At 68.8% G+C, this 18316-nt stretch carries 16 protein-coding genes and 1 tRNA gene; 12 read left to right on the top strand and 5 right to left on the bottom strand.

The genetic code is table 11. The annotated features are described in order from the left end of the window. Nucleotides 1–37: 37 nt before the first annotated feature. The 7 genes from AC3IS2_RS01115 (at nt 38) to AC3IS2_RS01085 (ending at nt 8201) form a co-directional block, all read left to right on the top strand. Nucleotides 38–1045: a fumarylacetoacetate hydrolase family protein gene (locus AC3IS2_RS01115; RefSeq protein ID WP_489198835.1), complete on the top strand. Its 1008-nt coding sequence runs from the start codon at nt 38–40 to the stop codon at nt 1043–1045. Nucleotides 1046–1181: 136 nt separating this feature from the next. Beyond that, nucleotides 1182–1266, top strand: a tRNA-Leu gene (locus AC3IS2_RS01110). Nucleotides 1267–1459: 193 nt separating this feature from the next. Beyond that, on the top strand, nt 1460–2023 hold the full coding sequence (locus AC3IS2_RS01105) for a TetR/AcrR family transcriptional regulator (RefSeq protein WP_489198834.1): 564 nt from the start codon (nt 1460–1462) through the stop codon (nt 2021–2023). Further along, nucleotides 2020–3708, top strand: coding sequence for an MFS transporter (locus tag AC3IS2_RS01100; RefSeq protein ID WP_489198833.1), 1689 nt, complete (start codon nt 2020–2022; stop codon nt 3706–3708). Before AC3IS2_RS01105 ends, AC3IS2_RS01100 begins: the two co-directional genes overlap by 4 nt. Nucleotides 3709–3721: 13 nt before the next feature. Further along, the gene (locus AC3IS2_RS01095; RefSeq protein WP_489198832.1) at nt 3722–4846 is read left to right on the top strand and encodes an HlyD family secretion protein; all 1125 of its coding nucleotides are present in this window, start codon (nt 3722–3724) and stop codon (nt 4844–4846) included. Nucleotides 4847–4918: 72 nt separating this feature from the next. Further along, the gene (locus AC3IS2_RS01090; protein ID WP_489198831.1) at nt 4919–6172 is read left to right on the top strand and encodes a multidrug effflux MFS transporter; all 1254 of its coding nucleotides are present in this window, start codon (nt 4919–4921) and stop codon (nt 6170–6172) included. Between the two features lie 64 nt (nt 6173–6236). After that, nucleotides 6237–8201, top strand: coding sequence for a M1 family metallopeptidase (locus AC3IS2_RS01085; protein ID WP_489198830.1), 1965 nt, complete (start codon nt 6237–6239; stop codon nt 8199–8201). Between the two features lie 3 nt (nt 8202–8204). Here AC3IS2_RS01085 and AC3IS2_RS01080 read toward each other — a convergent pair whose 3' ends face one another. Together AC3IS2_RS01080 and AC3IS2_RS01075 are read right to left on the bottom strand one after the other, a co-directional pair. Continuing rightward, complete coding sequence (locus AC3IS2_RS01080; protein WP_489198829.1) at nt 8205–8636, bottom strand: DUF488 domain-containing protein; 432 nt, start codon at nt 8634–8636, stop codon at nt 8205–8207. A gap of 144 nt (nt 8637–8780) precedes the next feature. Beyond that, nucleotides 8781–9458 carry an IPTL-CTERM sorting domain-containing protein gene (locus tag AC3IS2_RS01075; RefSeq protein ID WP_489198828.1) on the bottom strand — a complete coding sequence of 226 codons (678 nt, stop codon included), beginning with the start codon at nt 9456–9458 and terminating at the stop codon, nt 8781–8783. 437 nt (nt 9459–9895) lie between these two features. Between AC3IS2_RS01075 and AC3IS2_RS01070 the strand changes: the two genes are divergently transcribed. Further along, complete coding sequence (locus AC3IS2_RS01070) at nt 9896–11563, top strand: amidohydrolase (protein ID WP_489198827.1); 1668 nt, start codon at nt 9896–9898, stop codon at nt 11561–11563. Nucleotides 11564–11680: 117 nt separating this feature from the next. Then, nucleotides 11681–12655 (top strand): complex I NDUFA9 subunit family protein, encoded by a 975-nt coding sequence (locus AC3IS2_RS01065; RefSeq protein WP_489198826.1) that lies wholly within the window; start codon nt 11681–11683, stop codon nt 12653–12655. A 102-nt stretch (nt 12656–12757) separates the two neighbouring features. Here AC3IS2_RS01065 and AC3IS2_RS01060 read toward each other — a convergent pair whose 3' ends face one another. Then, on the bottom strand, nt 12758–13564 hold the full coding sequence (locus AC3IS2_RS01060) for an undecaprenyl-diphosphate phosphatase (protein ID WP_489198825.1): 807 nt from the start codon (nt 13562–13564) through the stop codon (nt 12758–12760). Between the two features lie 107 nt (nt 13565–13671). Between AC3IS2_RS01060 and AC3IS2_RS01055 the strand changes: the two genes are divergently transcribed. Genes AC3IS2_RS01055 through queG form a run of 3 tightly spaced genes read left to right on the top strand, consistent with a single transcriptional unit; the run spans nt 13672 to nt 16558 of the window. Then, the gene (locus tag AC3IS2_RS01055; protein ID WP_489198824.1) at nt 13672–14655 is read left to right on the top strand and encodes a cation diffusion facilitator family transporter; all 984 of its coding nucleotides are present in this window, start codon (nt 13672–13674) and stop codon (nt 14653–14655) included. Nucleotides 14656–14715: 60 nt separating this feature from the next. Continuing rightward, nucleotides 14716–15402, top strand: coding sequence for an FtsZ-binding protein FzlA (gene fzlA, locus AC3IS2_RS01050; protein WP_489198823.1), 687 nt, complete (start codon nt 14716–14718; stop codon nt 15400–15402). Nucleotides 15403–15427: 25 nt separating this feature from the next. Next, a complete protein-coding gene (queG, locus tag AC3IS2_RS01045; protein WP_489198822.1) occupies nt 15428–16558 on the top strand; it encodes a tRNA epoxyqueuosine(34) reductase QueG in 1131 nt (376 codons plus the stop codon). On the opposite strand, the gene AC3IS2_RS01040 is transcribed toward queG, so the two are convergent. Both AC3IS2_RS01040 and AC3IS2_RS01035 read right to left on the bottom strand, forming a co-directional pair. Then, the gene (locus AC3IS2_RS01040; protein WP_489198821.1) at nt 16555–17097 is read right to left on the bottom strand and encodes an FKBP-type peptidyl-prolyl cis-trans isomerase; all 543 of its coding nucleotides are present in this window, start codon (nt 17095–17097) and stop codon (nt 16555–16557) included. The two genes, queG and AC3IS2_RS01040, sit on opposite strands and share 4 nt — an antisense overlap. Continuing rightward, complete coding sequence (locus AC3IS2_RS01035) at nt 17078–18280, bottom strand: threonine ammonia-lyase (RefSeq protein WP_489198820.1); 1203 nt, start codon at nt 18278–18280, stop codon at nt 17078–17080. The genes AC3IS2_RS01040 and AC3IS2_RS01035 overlap by 20 nt, the downstream gene beginning before the upstream one ends. Nucleotides 18281–18316: the final 36 nt, after the last annotated feature.

Genomic DNA, 18316 nt, shown 5'->3' with positions numbered 1-18316 from the left:
GCTTCCCAACCGCCTCGCCCCGGACTAGCTTCGCCCTATGAAACTCGCCTCGCTCAAGCACGGCCGTGACGGCCGCCTCGTCGTCGTCTCCAATGACCTGAACTGGTTCACGGACGCCTTTCTGATCGCCCCGACGCTGCAGGCGGCGCTGGATGACTGGGCGCGTTGCGAGCCCCTGTTGCGAGCCCTGGCCGAGAGCCTGGAGCACGAAGCCGTGCCGCGCGGCCGCTTCCACGAGCGCGACGCCGCCGCCCCCCTGCCCCGCGCCTATCAGTGGGCTGACGGCTCGGCCTATGTGAATCACGTCGAACTGGTGCGCAAAGCGCGCAACGCCGAAATGCCGGCGACCTTCTGGACCGACCCGCTGATGTATCAGGGCGGCTCCGACCACTTCATGGGGCCGCGCGACGCCATCCCGCTGAAGGACGAAGCCTGGGGCTGCGACCTGGAGGCCGAGATCGTGGTCGTGACCGGCGACGTGCCCTTGGGCGCCACGCGCGAAGAGGCTCTGGCCTCGATCCGTCTGGTCGGTCTGGTCAACGACGTGTCCTTGCGCAACCTCATCCCCGGCGAACTGGCCAAGGGTTTCGGCTTCGTCCAGTCCAAGCCGGCCAGCGCCCTGTCGCCCGTCTTCGTCACCCCGGACGTGCTGGGCGACCGCTGGAAGGACGGCAAGCTGTCGGGCGCCCTGGCGGTGCAGCTGAACGGCAAGGACTTCGGTCAGGCCGACGCGGGCGTCGACATGACCTTCGACTTCGGCGTGCTGATCGCCCATCTGGCCAAGACCCGCGCCCTGATCGCCGGATCGATCATCGGCTCGGGCACGGTGTCGAACAAGGGCGCCGACGGCGGTCCCGGCAAGCCGGTGGCCGACGGCGGCCTAGGCTATTCCTGCATCGCCGAGGTCCGCACCGTCGAGACCATCCTGACCGGCGAGGCCAAGACGCCCTTCCTCAAGCACGGCGACACCGTCCGCATCGAGATGCTGGACGACAAGCACCACACCATCTTCGGCGCCATAGAACAGACGGTCCAGCCGGCCTGATCCCGCCGCCCCGAGCGTTGTCCGCCGCAAGGGCGGGCGACGCTTCGGACGGCGCTCCGGGTTTTTTCCTGAACCCGGAATCCGTCGATTGACCCGGCGAATTCCGCCGCTAGATTGCGCGGCCTCCCAGACCTGTGCGGGTGTGGTGGAATTGGTAGACGCGCTGGATTCAAAATCCTGTTCCGAGAGGAGTGCCGGTTCGAGCCCGGCCACCCGCACCACGTCTGGATGAACGCCTGTCGGCGCCATCCCCTTACCCTCCGACATCGCCATCGACCGGAACGCAGCCTTAGCCGTTCTGGCGCATTCCGCTTGGCGAGGAGGAGGATGCTGCACGCCTGGCACACAGCGAAACAAAGAATGAGTTCGGTCACTCTTGATTAAGCGGACACAAGTGTCCACTTGGCGATCTCCATGACCCGTCCCCTGAGAAAAGACGCCGCCGAACGACGCGAGGCCCTGCTGAAGGCCGCCGCCGAAGCCTTTGCGCGCGACGGGCTGGACACGCCCCTGCACGTCATCGCCGAGCAGGCGGGGGTGGGACGGGCGACGCTTTATCGCAACTTCGCCGACCGGTCCGAGCTGGCCCTGGCGGTGTTCGTGGGACAGATCGACGATCTGCATGAACGCACCCAGGCGCGGCTGGACGATCCCGAGGTCTTCCTGTGGTTCCTCGGTCAGATGGTCGAGCTGATGATCCAGAGCGCGGGTCTGTCCAGCGCCATCCGCGACCTGAGGGACGAGGCCCTGACCCCGATCCGCACCGGACTGAAGCGCGCGGGGGCCGAAGCGCTGAAGGTGTCGCAAGCTGCGGGCCGGGTGCGGCCCGACCTGAGCGTCGAGGACACCCGCGTCCTGGCCTTGATGCTGGGCGCGCCGTCGCGCACGGTCGGGGCCGCTGACCGGGATCAATTGAGCCGCCGGGCGCTGGAGCTGGTGCTGGACGCCGTCCGGCCGCAGGGGGGCGTCAAGACATGAGCCGCCGCGACTGGCACCTGCCCTGGGACGAGTATCTGGCGACGCTGAAGCCGCACGAGCGGCCGGTCCTGCCCGGATCGCCCGCCACGCCGGACCATTCGACGCCCATGCGCTGGGCCTATGCCGCCGTCGGCATCCTGGTCGCCCTGACCGGCAGTCTGGGCAATGCGGCGGTGACGGCCAACATTCCCCAACTGGCCGGATCGCTGGGCGTGACCACGACCGAGGCGGCCTGGCTGCCGGTCGTCTTCGTCATGACCAACGCCTGCATGAACCTGCTGCTGGTCAAGTTCCGCATGCAGTACGGCTTGCGGCTGTTCACCGAGATCGTGCTGATGGTCTTTCTGGCGACGGCGGCGGCGCACCTGTTCCTTGAGGACTTCGGCTCGACCCTGGTGGTGCGCGGCGTCGCCGGGATCGCGGCCGCCGGCATGTCGACCCTGGGCATCCTCTACATCATCCAGGCCTTCCCGGCGCAGCACCGGCTGAAGGGCATCATCATCGGCGTCGGCCTGTCCAGCCTGGCCATTCCCCTAGCGCGGCTGGGGGTCGGGCAGTTGCTGGATCACGATCTGTGGCGGGCGGTCTATATGTTCGACCTGGGACTGGTGCTGGTCGCCCTGCCCGCCGTCTTCGCGCTGAAGATGCCGCCGTCGCAGCGGGTCAAGACCTTCGAGAAGCTGGACTTCGTCACCTTCGCCCTGTTCGCGCCGGGGGTGGCCCTGCTGACCGCCGTCCTGGGGCTGGGGCGGATCGTCTGGTGGACGGAAGCCGCCTGGATCGGCTGGGCCCTGATCGGCGCCCTGATCCTGCTGACCGCCGCCGTGGTCATCGAATACAACCGGACCAATCCGCTGATCGACCTGAGGTGGCTGGCGGGCGGCGACATCGTGCGGCTGTTGCTGGCCATCCTGCTGGTGCGGATCGTCCTGTCGGAACAGACGACCGGCGCGGTCGGCTTCCTGCAGCAGATGGGTCTGGTCAATGACCAGATGCACGGCCTGTTCTGGGTCATGCTGTTCGCCACGGCGGCGGGGACGGCGGTCAGCGCCCTGACGCTGAACCCGATGAAGCTGTGGAAGCCCATCTCCATCGCTCTGGCTTTGATCGCGGTCGGCGCCTTCATGGACAGCGACGCCACGGTCCTGACCCGGCCGGTGAACCTCTATCTCAGCCAGGCCCTGCTGGCCTTCGCCGCCGCCTTCTTCATCGGTCCGACCATGATCATCGGCTTCGGCAAGGTGCTGCAGGGCGGAGGCAAGAACCTGATCAGCTTTATCGTCGTCTTCTCGATCGGCCAGAACATTGGCGGCCTGATGGGCTCGGCCCTGGTCGGCACGATCCAGACGATCCGCGAGAAATACCATTCCAACCAGTTGAGTGAGAGCATCAACCTGGGCGATCCCGACGTCGTCCTGCGGCTGCAACAACTGTCGGGCGCCTATGCCCACGTCATCGGCGATGCGGCCCAGAGACAGGCCCAGGGGCTGAAACTGCTGCAGCAGCAAGTCAGCCAGCAGGCCCAGGTGCTGGCCTACAACGACGTCTTCCTGCTGATCTCGGGGGCCGCCGCCGTCGGCGCCGTCTGGGTCGCCGTGAACCACTATCGCCCCCGTATCGAGGCGCGCCGCGCCGCCCACCGCCAGGCGGCCGAAGCCGCCGCCGCAGCCGCCGCTGTCGAATGACCCGGACCCGACCATGACCGACGCTACCCCCGCCCCCGCTCCAGCCCCCGCCGCTCCGGCCGCCCCGCCGCCCGCGCCCCAGCCGTCGATGGGCCGCCGCGCGATGTGGAGCGTGATCCTCGGCCTGATCGCCCTGGTCGGGGTCGGGCTGATCCTGCACGCCTGGCGCCTGCCCCCGTTCGACGGCGGACCGCAGACGACCGACAACGCCTATGTGCGCGGTCAGGTGACGATCATCAGCCCACAGGTCAGCGGCTATGCAGCCTCGGTCGAGGTGCAGGACTTCCAGACTGTGCAGCAGGGCCAACTTCTGGCGACCATCGACGACCGCATCTATCGCCAGCGGCTGGAGCAGGCGAAGGCGGCCCTGCATTCGGCCGAGGCGGCCCTGGCCAACTCGACCCAGAGCCAGGCCTCGGCGCGCGGCTCGGTCGCCCAGACCCGCGCCTCCATCGCCGGGGCCGAGTCCGCCGTGACCAAGGCCCGCGCCGACGCCCGGCGCGTGCGCACCCTGTTCGCCGGCGGCTGGGTGGCCCAGGCCCAGGTCGACACGGCCCAGAACGCCCTGCGCGCCGCCGAGGCCCAGTTGGCCGCCGCCCGCGCCGCCGAGGGCGTGGCCCAGACCGGCGTCACCTCGGCCGTGGTCGGGCGCGGCTCGCTGGAAGCCGCCGTGGAAAACGCCCGCGCCCAGGTGCGTCTGGCCCAGATCGATCTGGACAACACCCGCATCACCGCCCCGCGCGCCGGCCGGCTCGGCGAGGTCTCAGTGCGGCAAGGCCAGCAGGTCGCGGTGGGCACACAGCTTATGGCCCTGGTCCCCGACACGATCTGGGTCACGGCCAATATGAAGGAGACCCAGATGCGCGACATCCGCGTCGGCCAGCCGGTCGAGATCGCGGTCGACGCCCTGGGCGGCGCCAAGCTGAAGGGCAGGGTCGAGCGCATCTCGCCCGCCACGGGCTCCGAGTTCAGCGTCATCCGCCCCGACAACGCCACCGGCAACTTCACCAAGGTGGCCCAGCGCGTGCCGGTCCGCATCGCCATCGACCCCAGTCAGGAGGCCGCCGCCCGGCTGGCCCCCGGCATGTCGGTGACGGCGCGGATCGACGTCAGCGGAGGCCGCGACACCTCACGGTGACGTTATGTTGCAGCGCAAAATAGATAAGCTTTCGGGGTTGCGTCAGCCTGTCGCAGCCCGCATCTGGTCCCGATGACCAGCGCCCCGACCACAACAGCCGCGACGCCCAAGGGGCCGGGGTTCGCCGAATTCGTCTGCCTGGTCGCCATCATGATGGCGCTGAACGCCCTGGCCATCGACGCCATGCTGCCGGCCCTGCCGCACATCGGCGAGGATCTGGGCGTCGCCAACGAGAACACCCGCCAGTGGGTCATCACCGCCTATCTGCTGGGCTTTGGCGGGGCGCAGCTCTTCTATGGGCCGCTGGCGGACCGGTTCGGGCGCCGCCCCATCCTGTTCATCGGCATCGGCCTCTATGTCGGCTTCAGCATTCTGGCCGCCTTCGCCCATTCGTTCGAATGGCTGATCCTGTCGCGCATCGGCATGGGTCTGGGCTCGGCGGCGACGCGGGTGCTGGCCGTGTCGATCGTGCGCGACCGCTACGCCGGGCGGACCATGGCGCGGGTCATGTCGCTGAGCTTCCTCGTCTTCCTCGGCGTGCCGATCCTGGCCCCGACCGTGGGCCAGTTGATCATGCTGGTGGCGCCCTGGCGCTGGATCTTCGGCTTCTTCGCCCTGTTCGGCGGCGCCTTCCTGCTGTGGGCGGCCCTGCGCCTGCCCGAGACCCTGCACGCCGACGACCGGATGCCGATCAATGTGAAGCGGATCGCGGGCGCCTTCGGTCAGGCGCTGAGCAGCCGCATCGGCATGGGCTACACCCTGGCCATGACGGCGATCAGCGGCGCCCTGTTCGCCTTCATCAACTCGTCGCAGCAGATCTTCTTCGACGTGTTCAAGTCGCCCGGCCTGTTCACCACCGTCTTCGCCCTGGTGGCCGGCGGCATCGCCCTGGCCTCGGTGCTGAACGCGCGGCTGGTCGAGAAGCTGGGCTCGCGCCTGATCGCCCATACGGCCCTGTTCGGCTTCATCGGCTTCAGTCTGCTGCACGCCGCCATCGCCTATGCGGGGCACGACAGCCTGTGGGTCTTTGCAGCGCTGCAGGCCTGCAAGATGTTCTGCTTCGGCTTCATCGCCGGCAATTTCGGGGCCATGGCCATGGAGCCGATGGGCCATATCGCCGGCACGGCCTCGTCGGCCCAGGGCTTCATCTCGACCATAGGCGGGGCCCTGCTGGGCTTCTGGATCGGCCAGCATTTCGACGGCTCGACCGTGCCGATGACGGTGGGCTTCGCCGCTCTGGGCGTCCTCGCGCTGCTGCTGGTGCTGGCCGCCGAGAAGGGGCGGCTGTTCAAGGCGCAGCACCTGCCGCCGGTCGCGGCAAGCTAAGCCAAGGCTTGATCTTTCGCGGCCGAGGGGGCCATTTCGCACGCATCTGAATACGGAGCGTTCGATGACCCTGAAGCTGGTTGGGCGGGTTTCCGCCCTCGCCCTCGCCGCCGCCCTCGCCACGTCCCTGGGCGCGTGCGCCACGGCCCCCGGAGGCGAACCGATGACGACGCCCGTCGCCGCGGCCCCCGTTCCGGCGTTCACCTACGCTGACGACATCCACTCCAACGCCCGTCCGGCCGAGGCGCGGGTCGGCCACGTGGCTCTGGACCTGACCGCCGACTTCGCGGCCAAGACCCTGTCGGGCTCGGCGACGCTGGACGTCACCGGCCGCGTCGGCGCGACCGAGGTGGTGCTGGACACCAAGAACCTGAACATCCGCGGCGTGCGCGACGCGCAGGGCCGCGCGCTGCGCTTTGAACTGGGCGCCGTGGACGCCATCAAGGGTCAGGCCCTGACCGTCCACCTGCCCGCCTTCACCGGGACCGAAGTCCAGAAGGTCGTCGTCGACTATTCCACCCGCCCCGACGCCGCGGCCCTGCAGTGGCTCAGCCCGCAGCAGACGGCCGGCGGCCAGAAGCCCTATCTGTTCAGCCAGGGCCAGGCCATCCTGACCCGCACCTGGGTTCCGACCCAGGACAGCCCCGGCATCCGCCAGACCTATTCCGCCCGCATCAATGCCCCCGCCGACCTGACCGTGGTCATGTCCGCCGCGCACCTGACGCCGACCGGCGAGGCCGCCGCCGCTGGCCAGAAGGCCTGGCGCTTCGACATGGACCGGCCGATCCCGCCCTATCTGATCGCCGTGGCCATCGGCGACATCGCCTTCGCCGCCTTCGACGAACGCACCGGCGTCTGGACCGAGCCGAGCCGGCTGGAAGCCGCGCGCGCCGAACTGCCGTCGACCCCGCGGATGGTCGATGCGGCCGAAGCCCTGTTCGGTTCCTATCGCTGGGGCCGCTTCGACCTGCTGGTCCTGCCGCCCAGCTTCCCCTTCGGCGGGATGGAGAACCCGCGCCTGACCTTCGCCACCCCGACCATCATCGCCGGGGACCAGTCTCTGGTCTCGCTGGTGGCGCACGAACTGGCCCACTCCTGGTCGGGCAATCTGGTGACCAACGCCACCTGGTCGGACATCTGGCTGAACGAAGGCACCACGGTCTATTTCGAGAACCGGATCATGGAGGCCCTCTACGGCCGCGACCGCGCGCTGCAGGAGCAGGTTCTGGGCTGGGGCGAGCTGTCGGCCGAACTAGCGACCACCGCGCCGGACGACACCAAGCTGCACATCGACCTGACCGGGCGCGACCCGGACGACGGCCTGTCGGGCGTCCCCTATGAGAAGGGCGCGGCCATGCTGCGCACCATCGAGCGCATCGTCGGGCGTGAGACCTTCGACGCCTGGCTGCGCGGCTATTTCGACCGCCACGCCTTCCAGCCCATGACCGACGTCGGCTTCCTGGCCGACATCCGCGAGCACCTGATCAAGGGCGACGCAGGCCTGGAGGCCCAGTTGCAGCTGGAGAACTGGATCTACCAGCCGGGCATGCCGTCGAACTGGGTCCCGCCGGTGTCGGACGCCTTCGTGGCCGTTGATCGCGCAGTCTGGGCCTTCGCGGCGAACGGCGGCAAGGCCTCGGACATTCCGTGGGCCGAATGGAACACCCAGCAGCGCCAGCGCTTCCTGGCCTGGCGTCCGCCGGTCGTCGATGGTTCGGGCCGCTGGTTGACGACGGCGCAACTGGCCGATCTGGAGAAGACGCTGAACCTGGCTGACGAGGGCAACGCCGAGCTGACCTTCGCCTGGCTGCAGATCGCGCTGAAGCATCGCTATGAGCCGGCCGTGGCCACCGCCGACCGCTTCCTGACCAGCCAGGGCCGTCGCAAATTCGTCCTGCCCCTGTTCCAGACCCTTTGGAACGAAGGCGACTGGGGCCGATCGAACGCCACGCGCATCTACGCCAAGGCCCGGCCGCTCTATCACCCGGTCACCTCGGGTTCGGTGGATCAGTTGGTGGGACGTCCGTAAGGCCTAGAGGTTCACCACCTCGACGCCGTCCTCGCGGGCCAGCCGGTCAGCGAGGACGGCGCGGTGGCAGCCACAGGCGTCGGCCTCGAAGCACAGCAGGGCGACGCGCTTTTCGCCTGCGACATGGCGAAGTTGCTGGAAGGCGGCCTCGGCGTCCGGCTCCTGCATATGGGCGTTGAAGACGGCGTGCATGGTCGCCACATCGCCCTTCCGCGCCGCGTCGCGCCCGGCCTTGGGCGTGCCCAGCGCGCGAAGCTGCAGATAATCGACGCCCTCCGCCTTCAGGCTCTCGCCCAGCAGCGTCTTGGAAAAGCCCGCGATGCGCGATGAGGCCACGGCGCGCACGTCGGCCACGACCTCGACCCCGGCGGTCTTCAGCCGGTCGATGACCTGAGCCTGGGTCGAGCCTTCATAGCCGATGGTGAACAGCTTCATCCGGCCAGCATCGGACGAAAGCGGCTTGACGCCAAGCCTTGCGGCACGACAGGCCCGCAGGCCGCAGCAGACCTTCATGCGGAAATGAAAACGGCCCCGCCTTTCACAGGTCAGGGCCGTTCTGCACTAGAGCTGATCAGGTGATCAGGCGGCCAGACGCCTGCGCTGAACCATCGCCGCGGCCCCGCCCGCCAGGACCAGGCCGAACAGGATCATCGCCCATTCCGACAGCGTCGGCACCGGGGCAGGGGCGGCATTAAAGTTGGCGACGAAACCAAAATCTTGGCCTGTTATGACGGGCCAGTTCGTGGACGCCCAAGCAGCAGTATTGGTGCCGTTATTGATGAAAACCAAATCGCCGCCTGCATACGGGTTGCTGGACGACGATTTCCAATTGCCTTGGCCGGATGCGCCGGCTTGATCCCGCGACGTCGTCGCGAAGATCACGTATTTCTGGCCCGGGGTCACTGTCACTCCCCCGGGCGGACTGAAGGTGATCAGTTGGGGAGTCGCACCAGTCGTCGACCTGGGCGCGCTTTCATACAGCGCCGGTCCGGTGGCGCGATTGTTGGCGTCGTCCCACAGATAGACCTCGCCCCGGAAGACGACCGTTGACGGGACGCTCTGCATCTCGAAGCCGAAGCTGGTCAATTGGGTCGAGCCAGCCGGGATGGTGATGGTCTGGCCGTAGGTCGCCGTGTTGGGCACGCCAAAGATCCCGAAAGACCCACTGGCCGCAGCCGTGGTGTCAATGTTCTGAGCGGCGGCCTGGCCTGCGAAGAGGGCTGTGGCGAGCGCAAGGGCGGCGGCAATCGTCTTCAATATGGTTTCCCCAATATCATCGCTACGTGAAAGCTTTGCTATTCGTGCAGCCCCATGCCGAAGTCAACCGCGTCAGGTGAAATCACCAAAACTTCGGCGACGCCTGGCAAAGAACGCCTATCCGGACCGCTCCGCCGTCACAATCCGGCGCCCCAAGCCCGGTGATTTCCGGGGTTTGCGTCCGCGCGACGCCCTATCGCGGGCGCCGTCGCCAAGCGTGCGATGATGGCTTCGGGCCATTGACATCGGCAACCGCCGCGTGACCGCCCAGGTCGTCCGGCCAGCCGCTGCGGCGCCTCGCCAGCGCGGCCCTCCCCAGCCCCTCGCCATTGCACCAATTGCGCTGTTTTTTCGTCGCACCATGCAATGCGCCTCCGCCCCGGACTTGACGCCGGGCCTTGCGACACGCTCCCTGCGCTGCAGTTGGAGGATGCCCCATGATCCGTTACGCCCTGATGGCCCTGCCGCTGGCCGTCGCCCTGATGGGGGCCGCAGCCCCCGCCGCCTTCGCCCAGAACCTGCTGATCCGGGGCGGGACCATCCACACCGGCAATGAGGCCCAGCCGACCGCCGAGCAGGTGATCGTCCGCGACGGACGGATCATGTCGGTGGGCGCCGAAACGGCGGTGGCGGGCCCCGCCGACATGCAGGTGATCGACCTGAAGGGGGCGACGCTCTTCCCCGGCTTCACCGACGGTCACGCCCATCTGGACGGCATCGGCTGGCGCGAGATGACGCTGAACCTGGAAGGCTCGACCTCGGTCGTCGAGGCCATGGCGCGGCTCAGCGACTGGGCCAAGGCCCACCCCGAGGGGGTCATCGTCGGGCGCGGCTGGATCGAGACCCACTGGCCCGAGAAACGCTTCCTCACCGCCGCCGACCTGGACGCCGCCGCGCCGGGCCGGATCGTGCTGCTGACCCGCGCCGACGGCCATGCGGTGGCCGTGTCGAGCGCCGCCATGACCGCTGCCGGGATCGACGCGAGCACCCCGTCGCCCTCGGGCGGCGACATCCTCAAGGGCGCGGACGGACAGCCGACCGGCCTGCTGGTCGACGCCTCGGGCGATCTGATCGCGGGTCTGGCGCCCCAGGCGGACGCGGCGGCGACGCGCGCGGCCTATCGCGCGGGCTTCGGCGTCTACGCCCGCTACGGCTGGACCGGCATCCACTTCATGAGCGCGCCGTGGAAGGACGTGCCCCTGCTGGAGCAGATGGCGCGCGAGGGCGAGGCGCCGGTCCGGGTCTACAACAGCATCGACATGGGCGACGCCCGCGCCCTGATGGCGGGCGGCCCGCGCGCCGCCGCCGACGGGCGGATCATCACCCGGGCGATCAAATTCTACGCCGACGGGGCCCTGGGCTCGCGCGGGGCCATGCTGTTCGAGCCCTATTCCGACCGCCCGGACACGCACGGCCTGATGCGCACCTCGCGCGAGGAGGTCATGCCCCTGTATCAGGAGGCCCTGCGCACGGGCATCCAGCTGGCCACTCACGCCATCGGCGACAAGGGCAATCACGAGGTCGCGGCTTGGTACGAAGAAGCCCTGCGATCCGTGCCGAAATCGGAATGGAAGCTGGCCGATCCGCGCTGGCGCATCGAGCACGCCCAGATCATCCGGCCCAGCGACTATCACTACTTCGACGAGCTGCCGATCATCGCCTCGATGCAGCCCAGCCACGCCATCGGCGACCTGCATTTCGCCGCCGACCGTCTGGGCGACGCCCGGCTGGACGGGGCCTACGCCTGGCACACCCTGACAGACCGGGGCGTGATCGTGGTCGGCGGATCCGATGCGCCGGTCGAGCGCGGCGATCCCCTGATCGAGTTCTACGCCGCCGTGGCGCGGCGTGACCTGAACGGCTTCCAGGGTCCCGACTGGCGCCCGAACGAGGCCGTGGACCGGGCGACGGCGCTGAAGATGTTCACCCTGTGGCCCGCCTACGCCTCCTTCCGCGAGGACGAGCTGGGCACCATCGAGGTCGGCAAGCGCGCCGACTTCACCGCCTTCAACATCGACCTGATGACCGTCCCCGCCGCCGACATCCCCAAGGGCCACGCCGTCCTGACCGTGGTCGACGGACAGGTGGTCTATCGGGCCGACTAATGCCCGCCTGCTCGCCCCTCTGTGCGTTGCGGCGGGACGGCGCATCGGTTAAGCCCCGGCCGTGGAATTCTTCTCCGGCCGCCCGTTGCGGTCGGGGTTTGGCGTTGGAGCGTACAGATGGCTGATTTCGCCCCCGGACTGGTCACCGTTTTCGGCGGCTCGGGCTTTATCGGAACCCAGGTGGTGCGAGCCCTGGCCAAGCGCGGCTGGCGCGTGCGCGTCGCGGTGCGCAAGCCCGCCCTGGCCTATGAACTGCGCATGGCCGGCGACGTCGGCCAGGTCCAGACGGTCCGTTGCGACATCACCGACAAGGCCGCCGTGGCCGAGGCGATCAAGGGCGCCGACGCCGTGATCAATCTGGTCGGCATCCTGTTCGAGACCGGCGGCCGCAAGTTCGAGGCCCTGCACGTCGCGGGCGCCGTCAACGTCGCCGAGGCCGCCAAGGCCGCGGGCGTCAAGCGCCTGACCCATATGTCGGCCCTGGGCGCCGACGTGAACGGCAAGGCCGAATACGCCCGCACCAAGGGCCGCGCCGAGGCCGCCGTGCGCGCCGCCTTCCCCGGCGCCGTGGTGATCCGTCCGTCGATCGTCTTCGGCGCGGGCGACGCCTTCCTGAACAAGTTCGCCGCCATGGCCGTCGTCTCGCCGGCCCTGCCGCTGATCGGCGGCGGCGTGACCAAGTTCCAGCCCGTCTATGTCGGCGACGTGGCCGAGGCCATCGCCCGCGCCACCGTCTCGCCCGAAGCCGAGGGCAGGACGTTTGAACTGGGCGGCCCGGCGGTCTGGACCTTCAAGGACATCCTGAAGTTCATCCTGCGCGAGACCAACCGCAACCGCTTCCTCATTCCCCTGCCCTTCCCCATCGCCCGCCTGATCGGTTCCCTGGCGCAGATCCCGGCGGCGATCGGCCTGAAGCCGGAACTCACCAAGGATCAGGTGCTGCTGCTGGAGACCGACAACGTCGTCTCGGCCGGCGCCGAGGGGCTGGCCGAGCTGGGCGTCGACCCTACCGGGCTGGAAGCCATCGCACCGGGCTATCTGTTCCGCTACCGCGTCGGCGGCCAGTACGCCGAGAACCCGGCCGCCGCCTGATCGGCAAGGCTTACGAATAAACCCCTCGGGACGCGGTCCCGAGGGGTTTTTCTTTGGCTGATGACCGACCTCTCCTCCCCATGAATGGGGCGGAAAAGAAGTTTACAGCGCGCCCGTAACCGCCAGGCCGATGATGCCCGTCACGCCGACGACGATCCGCCACCAGGCGAAGGGGCCGAAGCCGTGCTTGGAGACGAAGTCGAGCAGGAAGCGCACCACCGCCAGCGCCGTCAGGAAGGCGGCGATGAAGCCGACCGCGATCAGGCCCAGATCGGTGAAGTCCAGCACGTCGCGGTTCTTGAACAGGTCATAGGCCACCGCCGCCCCCATGGTCGGCAGGGCCAGGAAGAAGCTGAACTCGGCCGCCGAGCGCTTGTCCGTGCCCAGCAGCAGGCCGCCGGCTATGGTGGCGCCCGAGCGCGACACGCCGGGGATCATGGCCAGGCACTGGAACAGGCCGATCAGGAAATAGACGCGGTAGGGATAGCGGTCGGCGTCCAGATAGGTCGGGATCTTCTTCATCCGGTCCAGCCACAGCAGCAGCAGTCCGCCGACGATCAGGGCGACGCAGACCACCAGCGGCGTCTCGAACAGCACCGTCTTGATGAAGCCGTAGGCGAAGAAGCCGATCACCACGGCGGGCGCGAAGGCGGCCAGCAGGCCGATCAGAAAGCGCCGCGCCGCCGGATCAAAGGGCCAGCGCGTCGCAAGCTGCCACAGGCGCTTGAAATAGACGCTGATGATGGCCAGCAGGGCGCCCAGCTGAATGACGATCTCGAACGTCTTGCCGGTGCTTTCGAAGCCGAGGAAATGCCCCAGCAGCAGCAGGTGGCCGGTGGACGACACCGGAATGAATTCGGTCAATCCCTCGACCAGACCCAGAAGGATCGCCGTCAGCCAGTCCGCCATGGAAACTCCGCTTCAACCGGCCGCCAGCGCCGGGCACGGTCTTCCTTAGCGTCCCGGACAAGACGCCGCCATTGGCGGATGAACGGTTTTGCGCGACAAGGAGTGGGATGACCGCTCCCGCCTCCTCCCTCGACGACGCCCACGCGGCGACCCGCCGCATCACCACCCTGTCGGTGGGGACGGCCGTCGTCCTGATCGTGATGAAGGCATTCGCGCTGGGCGCCTCGGGTTCGGTGTCGATCCTGGCGACGCTGGCGGATTCGTCGCTGGACCTGATCGCCTCGCTGGCGACCTTCTTCGCCGTGCGCTGGGCCGCCGCCCCGCCGGACGAGGAGCATCGCTACGGGCATGGCAAGGCCGAGGCCCTGGCGGCGCTGGTGCAGGCGGGCCTGGTCTTCGCCTCCGCCGTCTTCATCGGCTGGGAGGCGGTGCAGCGCATCTTTGATCCGCGTCCGGTCACCGCAGGCGGCTGGGCCGTCGGCGTGGTCGTGGTCTCCATCGCCGTCACCCTGTGGCTGGTGTGGATGCAGACCCAGGCGATGAAGAAGACGGCGTCCCTGGCCGTGGCGGGCGACCGCGCCCACTACGCCGCCGACCTGGCCGCCAATGTCGTGGTGCTGATCGGCGTGATCTCCGGCGCCTTCCTCAACGCTCCCGGGCTGGACGCGGCGGCCGGTCTGGTCGTGGCGGTCTGGCTGTTCTGGGGGGCGACCTCCATCCTGCGCGACGCCGCCGATCACCTGCTGGACCACGCCGCCCCGGACGCCGATCGCGCCGCCGTGGTCGCCGCCGTCCTGGCCGACCCGCGCATTTCCGGCGTGCACCAGCTGCGCACCCGCATGGCCGGGCAGGTGCTGATGATCCAGATGCACGTCGATCTGGAGCCGAGCCTGACGCTGGAGGCGGCCCATGCCATCGTGGTCGAGGCCGAGCAGCGCGTGCTGGCCGCCTTCCCCCACGCCGACCTGCTGATCCACGCCGACCCGCGCGCGCGGGGCGAGAGCCACGGTCGCCGCGACGCGCCCGCCGCGGCGCCGGTCGCGGAAAGCGTCGATGAGCCGCTGGCGATCCGGTCCGGCCCCTGGTCATAAGCTGCGACCGAGCGTCGCGGTAAACGCCCCCTTAACGAGCGTGGGCGCATGGATCGGGCAATGTCCTCGCCCGCCGTCCTCTATCATTTCGCCTTCCACCCCGGCTCGCGCACGGCGCGACTGGCGCTGGGCGAGGCGCGCATCGATTTCGGCGAGGAACTGGTCAAGCCGTGGGAAGAGGACTGCCCCGTCTTCGATCTCAACCCCTCCGGGATGCCGCCGGTCCTGACCGTGGTTGAGAAGGGCAAGACCCTGACCCTGTGCGAGATCGACGCCATCCTCGGCTGGATCGAAGATCGCTCCAAGGGCGACGTCCTGATGCCCGCCGATATAGCCGAACGCGCCGAGGCGCGGCGTCTGGCCGCCTGGTTCAACCGCCGTTTCATCGACGAGGTCGACGCCGTCCTGCTGCATGAGCGGATGGAAAAGCCCCTGCTGCGGCTCGGCCCGCCCGAGGCGCGGATGCTGCGCGAGGGCCGCGACGCCCTGCGCACCCATCTGGCCATGTTCGAGGCCCTGGCCGCCGGTCGTGAATGGCTGGCCGGGCGTCGGCTCAGCCAGGCCGACCTGATCGCGGCGGGCCATCTGTCGGTGCTGGACTATTTCGGCGAGATCACCTGGGCGTCCTATCCGGCGCTGAAGACCTGGTATTCCAAGCTCAAGTCGCGGCCCTGTTTCCGGCCCCTGCTGACCGACCGTTTCCCCGGCGTCCATCCGGCCACCTGGTACGCCGACCTCGACTTCTGAGGCTAACGAGGGCTAAAGCGCCCTCATGGCGGCCGATCCCCGCATCTTCATCCGACAGCGCGCCGCCGAACTGGGCTTCGGCGTGTGCCGCTTCGCCTCGGCCAGCGAACCGTGGAGCGCGGGCGAGAAGCTGGCCCACTTCGTCGAGGCCGGGCGGCACGGCGACATGGGCTGGATGGAGACGACGCTGGAGCGCCGCGCCCACCCCACCGCCATGTGGGACGGAGCGAAGACCGCCATCGTCCTGGGCATGAACTACGGCCCCGAGGCCGATCCCCTGCCCGAGCTTGAAGACAGGTCGGCGGGCTATATCTCGGTCTATGCGCGCGGCGACGACTATCACGAGGTCATCAAGGGGCGGCTGAAGATCCTGGCGGGTCAGATCGGCGCGCGGTTGGGTCAGGAGGTCAAGGTCTTCGTCGACACCGCCCCCCTGATGGAGAAGCCGCTGGCCCAGCGCGCCGGACTGGGCTGGCAGGGCAAGCACACCAATCTGTTGAGCCGGACCCACGGCAACTGGCTCTTCCTCGGCGTCATCCTGACCGCCGCCGAGATCGAGCCGGACGAGGCCGAGACCGAGCATTGCGGCCGTTGCACCGCCTGTCTGGACGCCTGCCCGACCAAGGCCTTTCCCGCGCCGTTCCAGATCGATGCGCGGCGCTGCCTGTCCTACCTCACCATCGAGTTTGCCGAGCCCTGGCCGGTCGAGTTCCGGATTGCTGCGGGGCCGCGCATCTACGGCTGCGACGACTGCCTGGGCGCCTGTCCGTGGAACAAGTTCGCGCAAGGGGCGTCCGAGGCCCGTCTGCACGCCCGCGACAGCCTGAAGGGGCCGAGGCTGGCCGACCTGCTGGCGCTGGACGACCCGGCCTTCCGCGCCCTGTTCACCAAGAGCCCGGTCAAGCGCATCGGGCGGGACCGGTTCATCCGCAACGTCCTCTATGCGGCGGGGAACGCCGACGACCCGGCCCTGATCGCGCCGGTCGAGGCCCTGCTGGACGACCCGGCGTCCGTGGTGCGCGGGGCGGCGGCCTGGGCCCTGTCGCGACTGTCGCCGGAGCGGTTCGCCTTGCTGCGCGAGGCGCGGCTGGCGGATGAGCAGGACGAGACGGTCAGATCCGAATGGTCCCGACCGTCTGTCACTTCGCCAATCTAGACGTCAGCCGAGCCTACGCCCCTGCCGCCGCCGGGAACCGGCGCCACGTCCAGCAGCTTCAGCCGGAACACCAGGACCGCGTTGCCCGGGATCATCGGCGGACCGCCCGCCTCGCCGTAGCCCAGCGCGGGCGGGACGTAGAGCAGCCATTCGTCGCCGGGCTTCATCAGTTGCAGCGCCTCGGTCCAGCCCGGCACGACCTGCTCGGGCGAGAAGATGGCGGGCGAGCCGCGCTTGAACGAGCTGTCGAAGACCGTGCCGTCGGTCAGACTGCCCTCATAGTCGACGCGCGCCAGATCATTGCGATCCGGGCGGACGCCGGTCGCGGGGCCGCTGGCGACCACCTTGTACTGCAGGCCCGACGGCAGGGTCTTGACCCCCTCCGCCGAGGCGTTGGTCTTCATGAAGGCGGCGGCGGCCTCGGCGTTCTTGGCCAGATCGGCGCTGGATGCGGCGGGCTGGCGGTTGCAGGCGGCCGTGGCCAGCAGGGCGGCGGCGGAGACCGCGATCAGTGCGGGCCTAGCCCATGCGAAGTTCATAGCCACGTTCTTTCAATGCTTCGCCGATTTCCTCGGCATGTCTGGCGTCGCGGGTCTCGACCATGATGTCGAACTCCGCGCCCTTGGCCGGCACGTCCAGCGCCAGCCGGTTGTGCACGACGTCGATGATGTTGCCGCCCAGTCCGCCGATCACGGCGGCCATGGCCGACAGCATGCCCGGGCGGTCGTCGCCCAGGATGCGATAGACGATCAGCCGCTTCTCGCGGACCATTTCGCGATTCAGCACCACGGCCAGCATCCGGGCGTCGATGTTGCCGCCGGTCAGTTCGATGCCGACCTTCATGCCCTTGAACCGTTCCGGATTGGCCAGGATGGCGGCCAGACCGCCGGCCCCGGCGCCCTCGGCCACCGTCTTCTCCAGCGTCGCCAGCAGGGCCACGCCCTTTTCGAAATCGGCTTCCTCGCAGACGAAGACCTCGTCTATCAGGCTGTCGGCCAGGGCGAAGGGGATTTCGCCCACGGCCTTGATGGCGATGCCCTCGGCGATCGTTTGCCCGCTGCACTTGGCCGGCTCGCCGCGACGACGCGCGGTGAAGGAGGGATAGCGGGCGGCCTCGACGCCGAAGATCTTGATGTCGGGCTTGATCGCCTTGGCGGCGATGGCGCTGCCCGCGATCAGGCCTCCGCCGCCGATGGGGATGATGAGGGCGTCGAGATCCGGCGCGTCCTCGATGAACTCCAGGCCGCAGACGCCCTGGCCCGCGACGATGCCCTCGTCGTCAAAGGCCGAGACGAAGACGTAGCCGTGCTCGACCTGAAGCCGCTTGGCCTCTTCGGTCGAGGCCGAGAAGTCGAGGCCGTGGATGACGACATTGGCGCCGTGGGCGCGGGTGCCGTCCACCTTCACGAAGGGCGTGCCCTCGGGCATGACGATGGTCACGGGCACGCCGAGGCGGCCGCCGTGATAGGCCAGGGCCTGGGCGTGGTTGCCGGCCGAGGCGGCGACGACGCCGCGCTTGCGTTCCTCCGGCGTCAGCTGCAGCAGCCGGTTCAGAGCGCCGCGCTCCTTGAAGCTGCCGGTGAAGTGCAGGTTGTCGTACTTGATCCAGATCTCGGCGCCGGTCAGCTGCGACAGGCGGCGGGAATAGCGGACGGGCGTGCGGTCGACCTGGCCGGCGATGCGGGACTGCGCCGCGCGGATGTCGTCGATGGTGACGGTCATGAAGCCCCTGAAACGTTTCTCGGCCGGTCTCTGCGC

The sequence above is a fragment of the Brevundimonas sp. KH_025 genome (assembly GCF_057839885.1).
The sequence above is the reverse complement of the archived record's forward strand: the minus strand, read 5'-3'. Positions and strand labels throughout refer to the sequence as shown.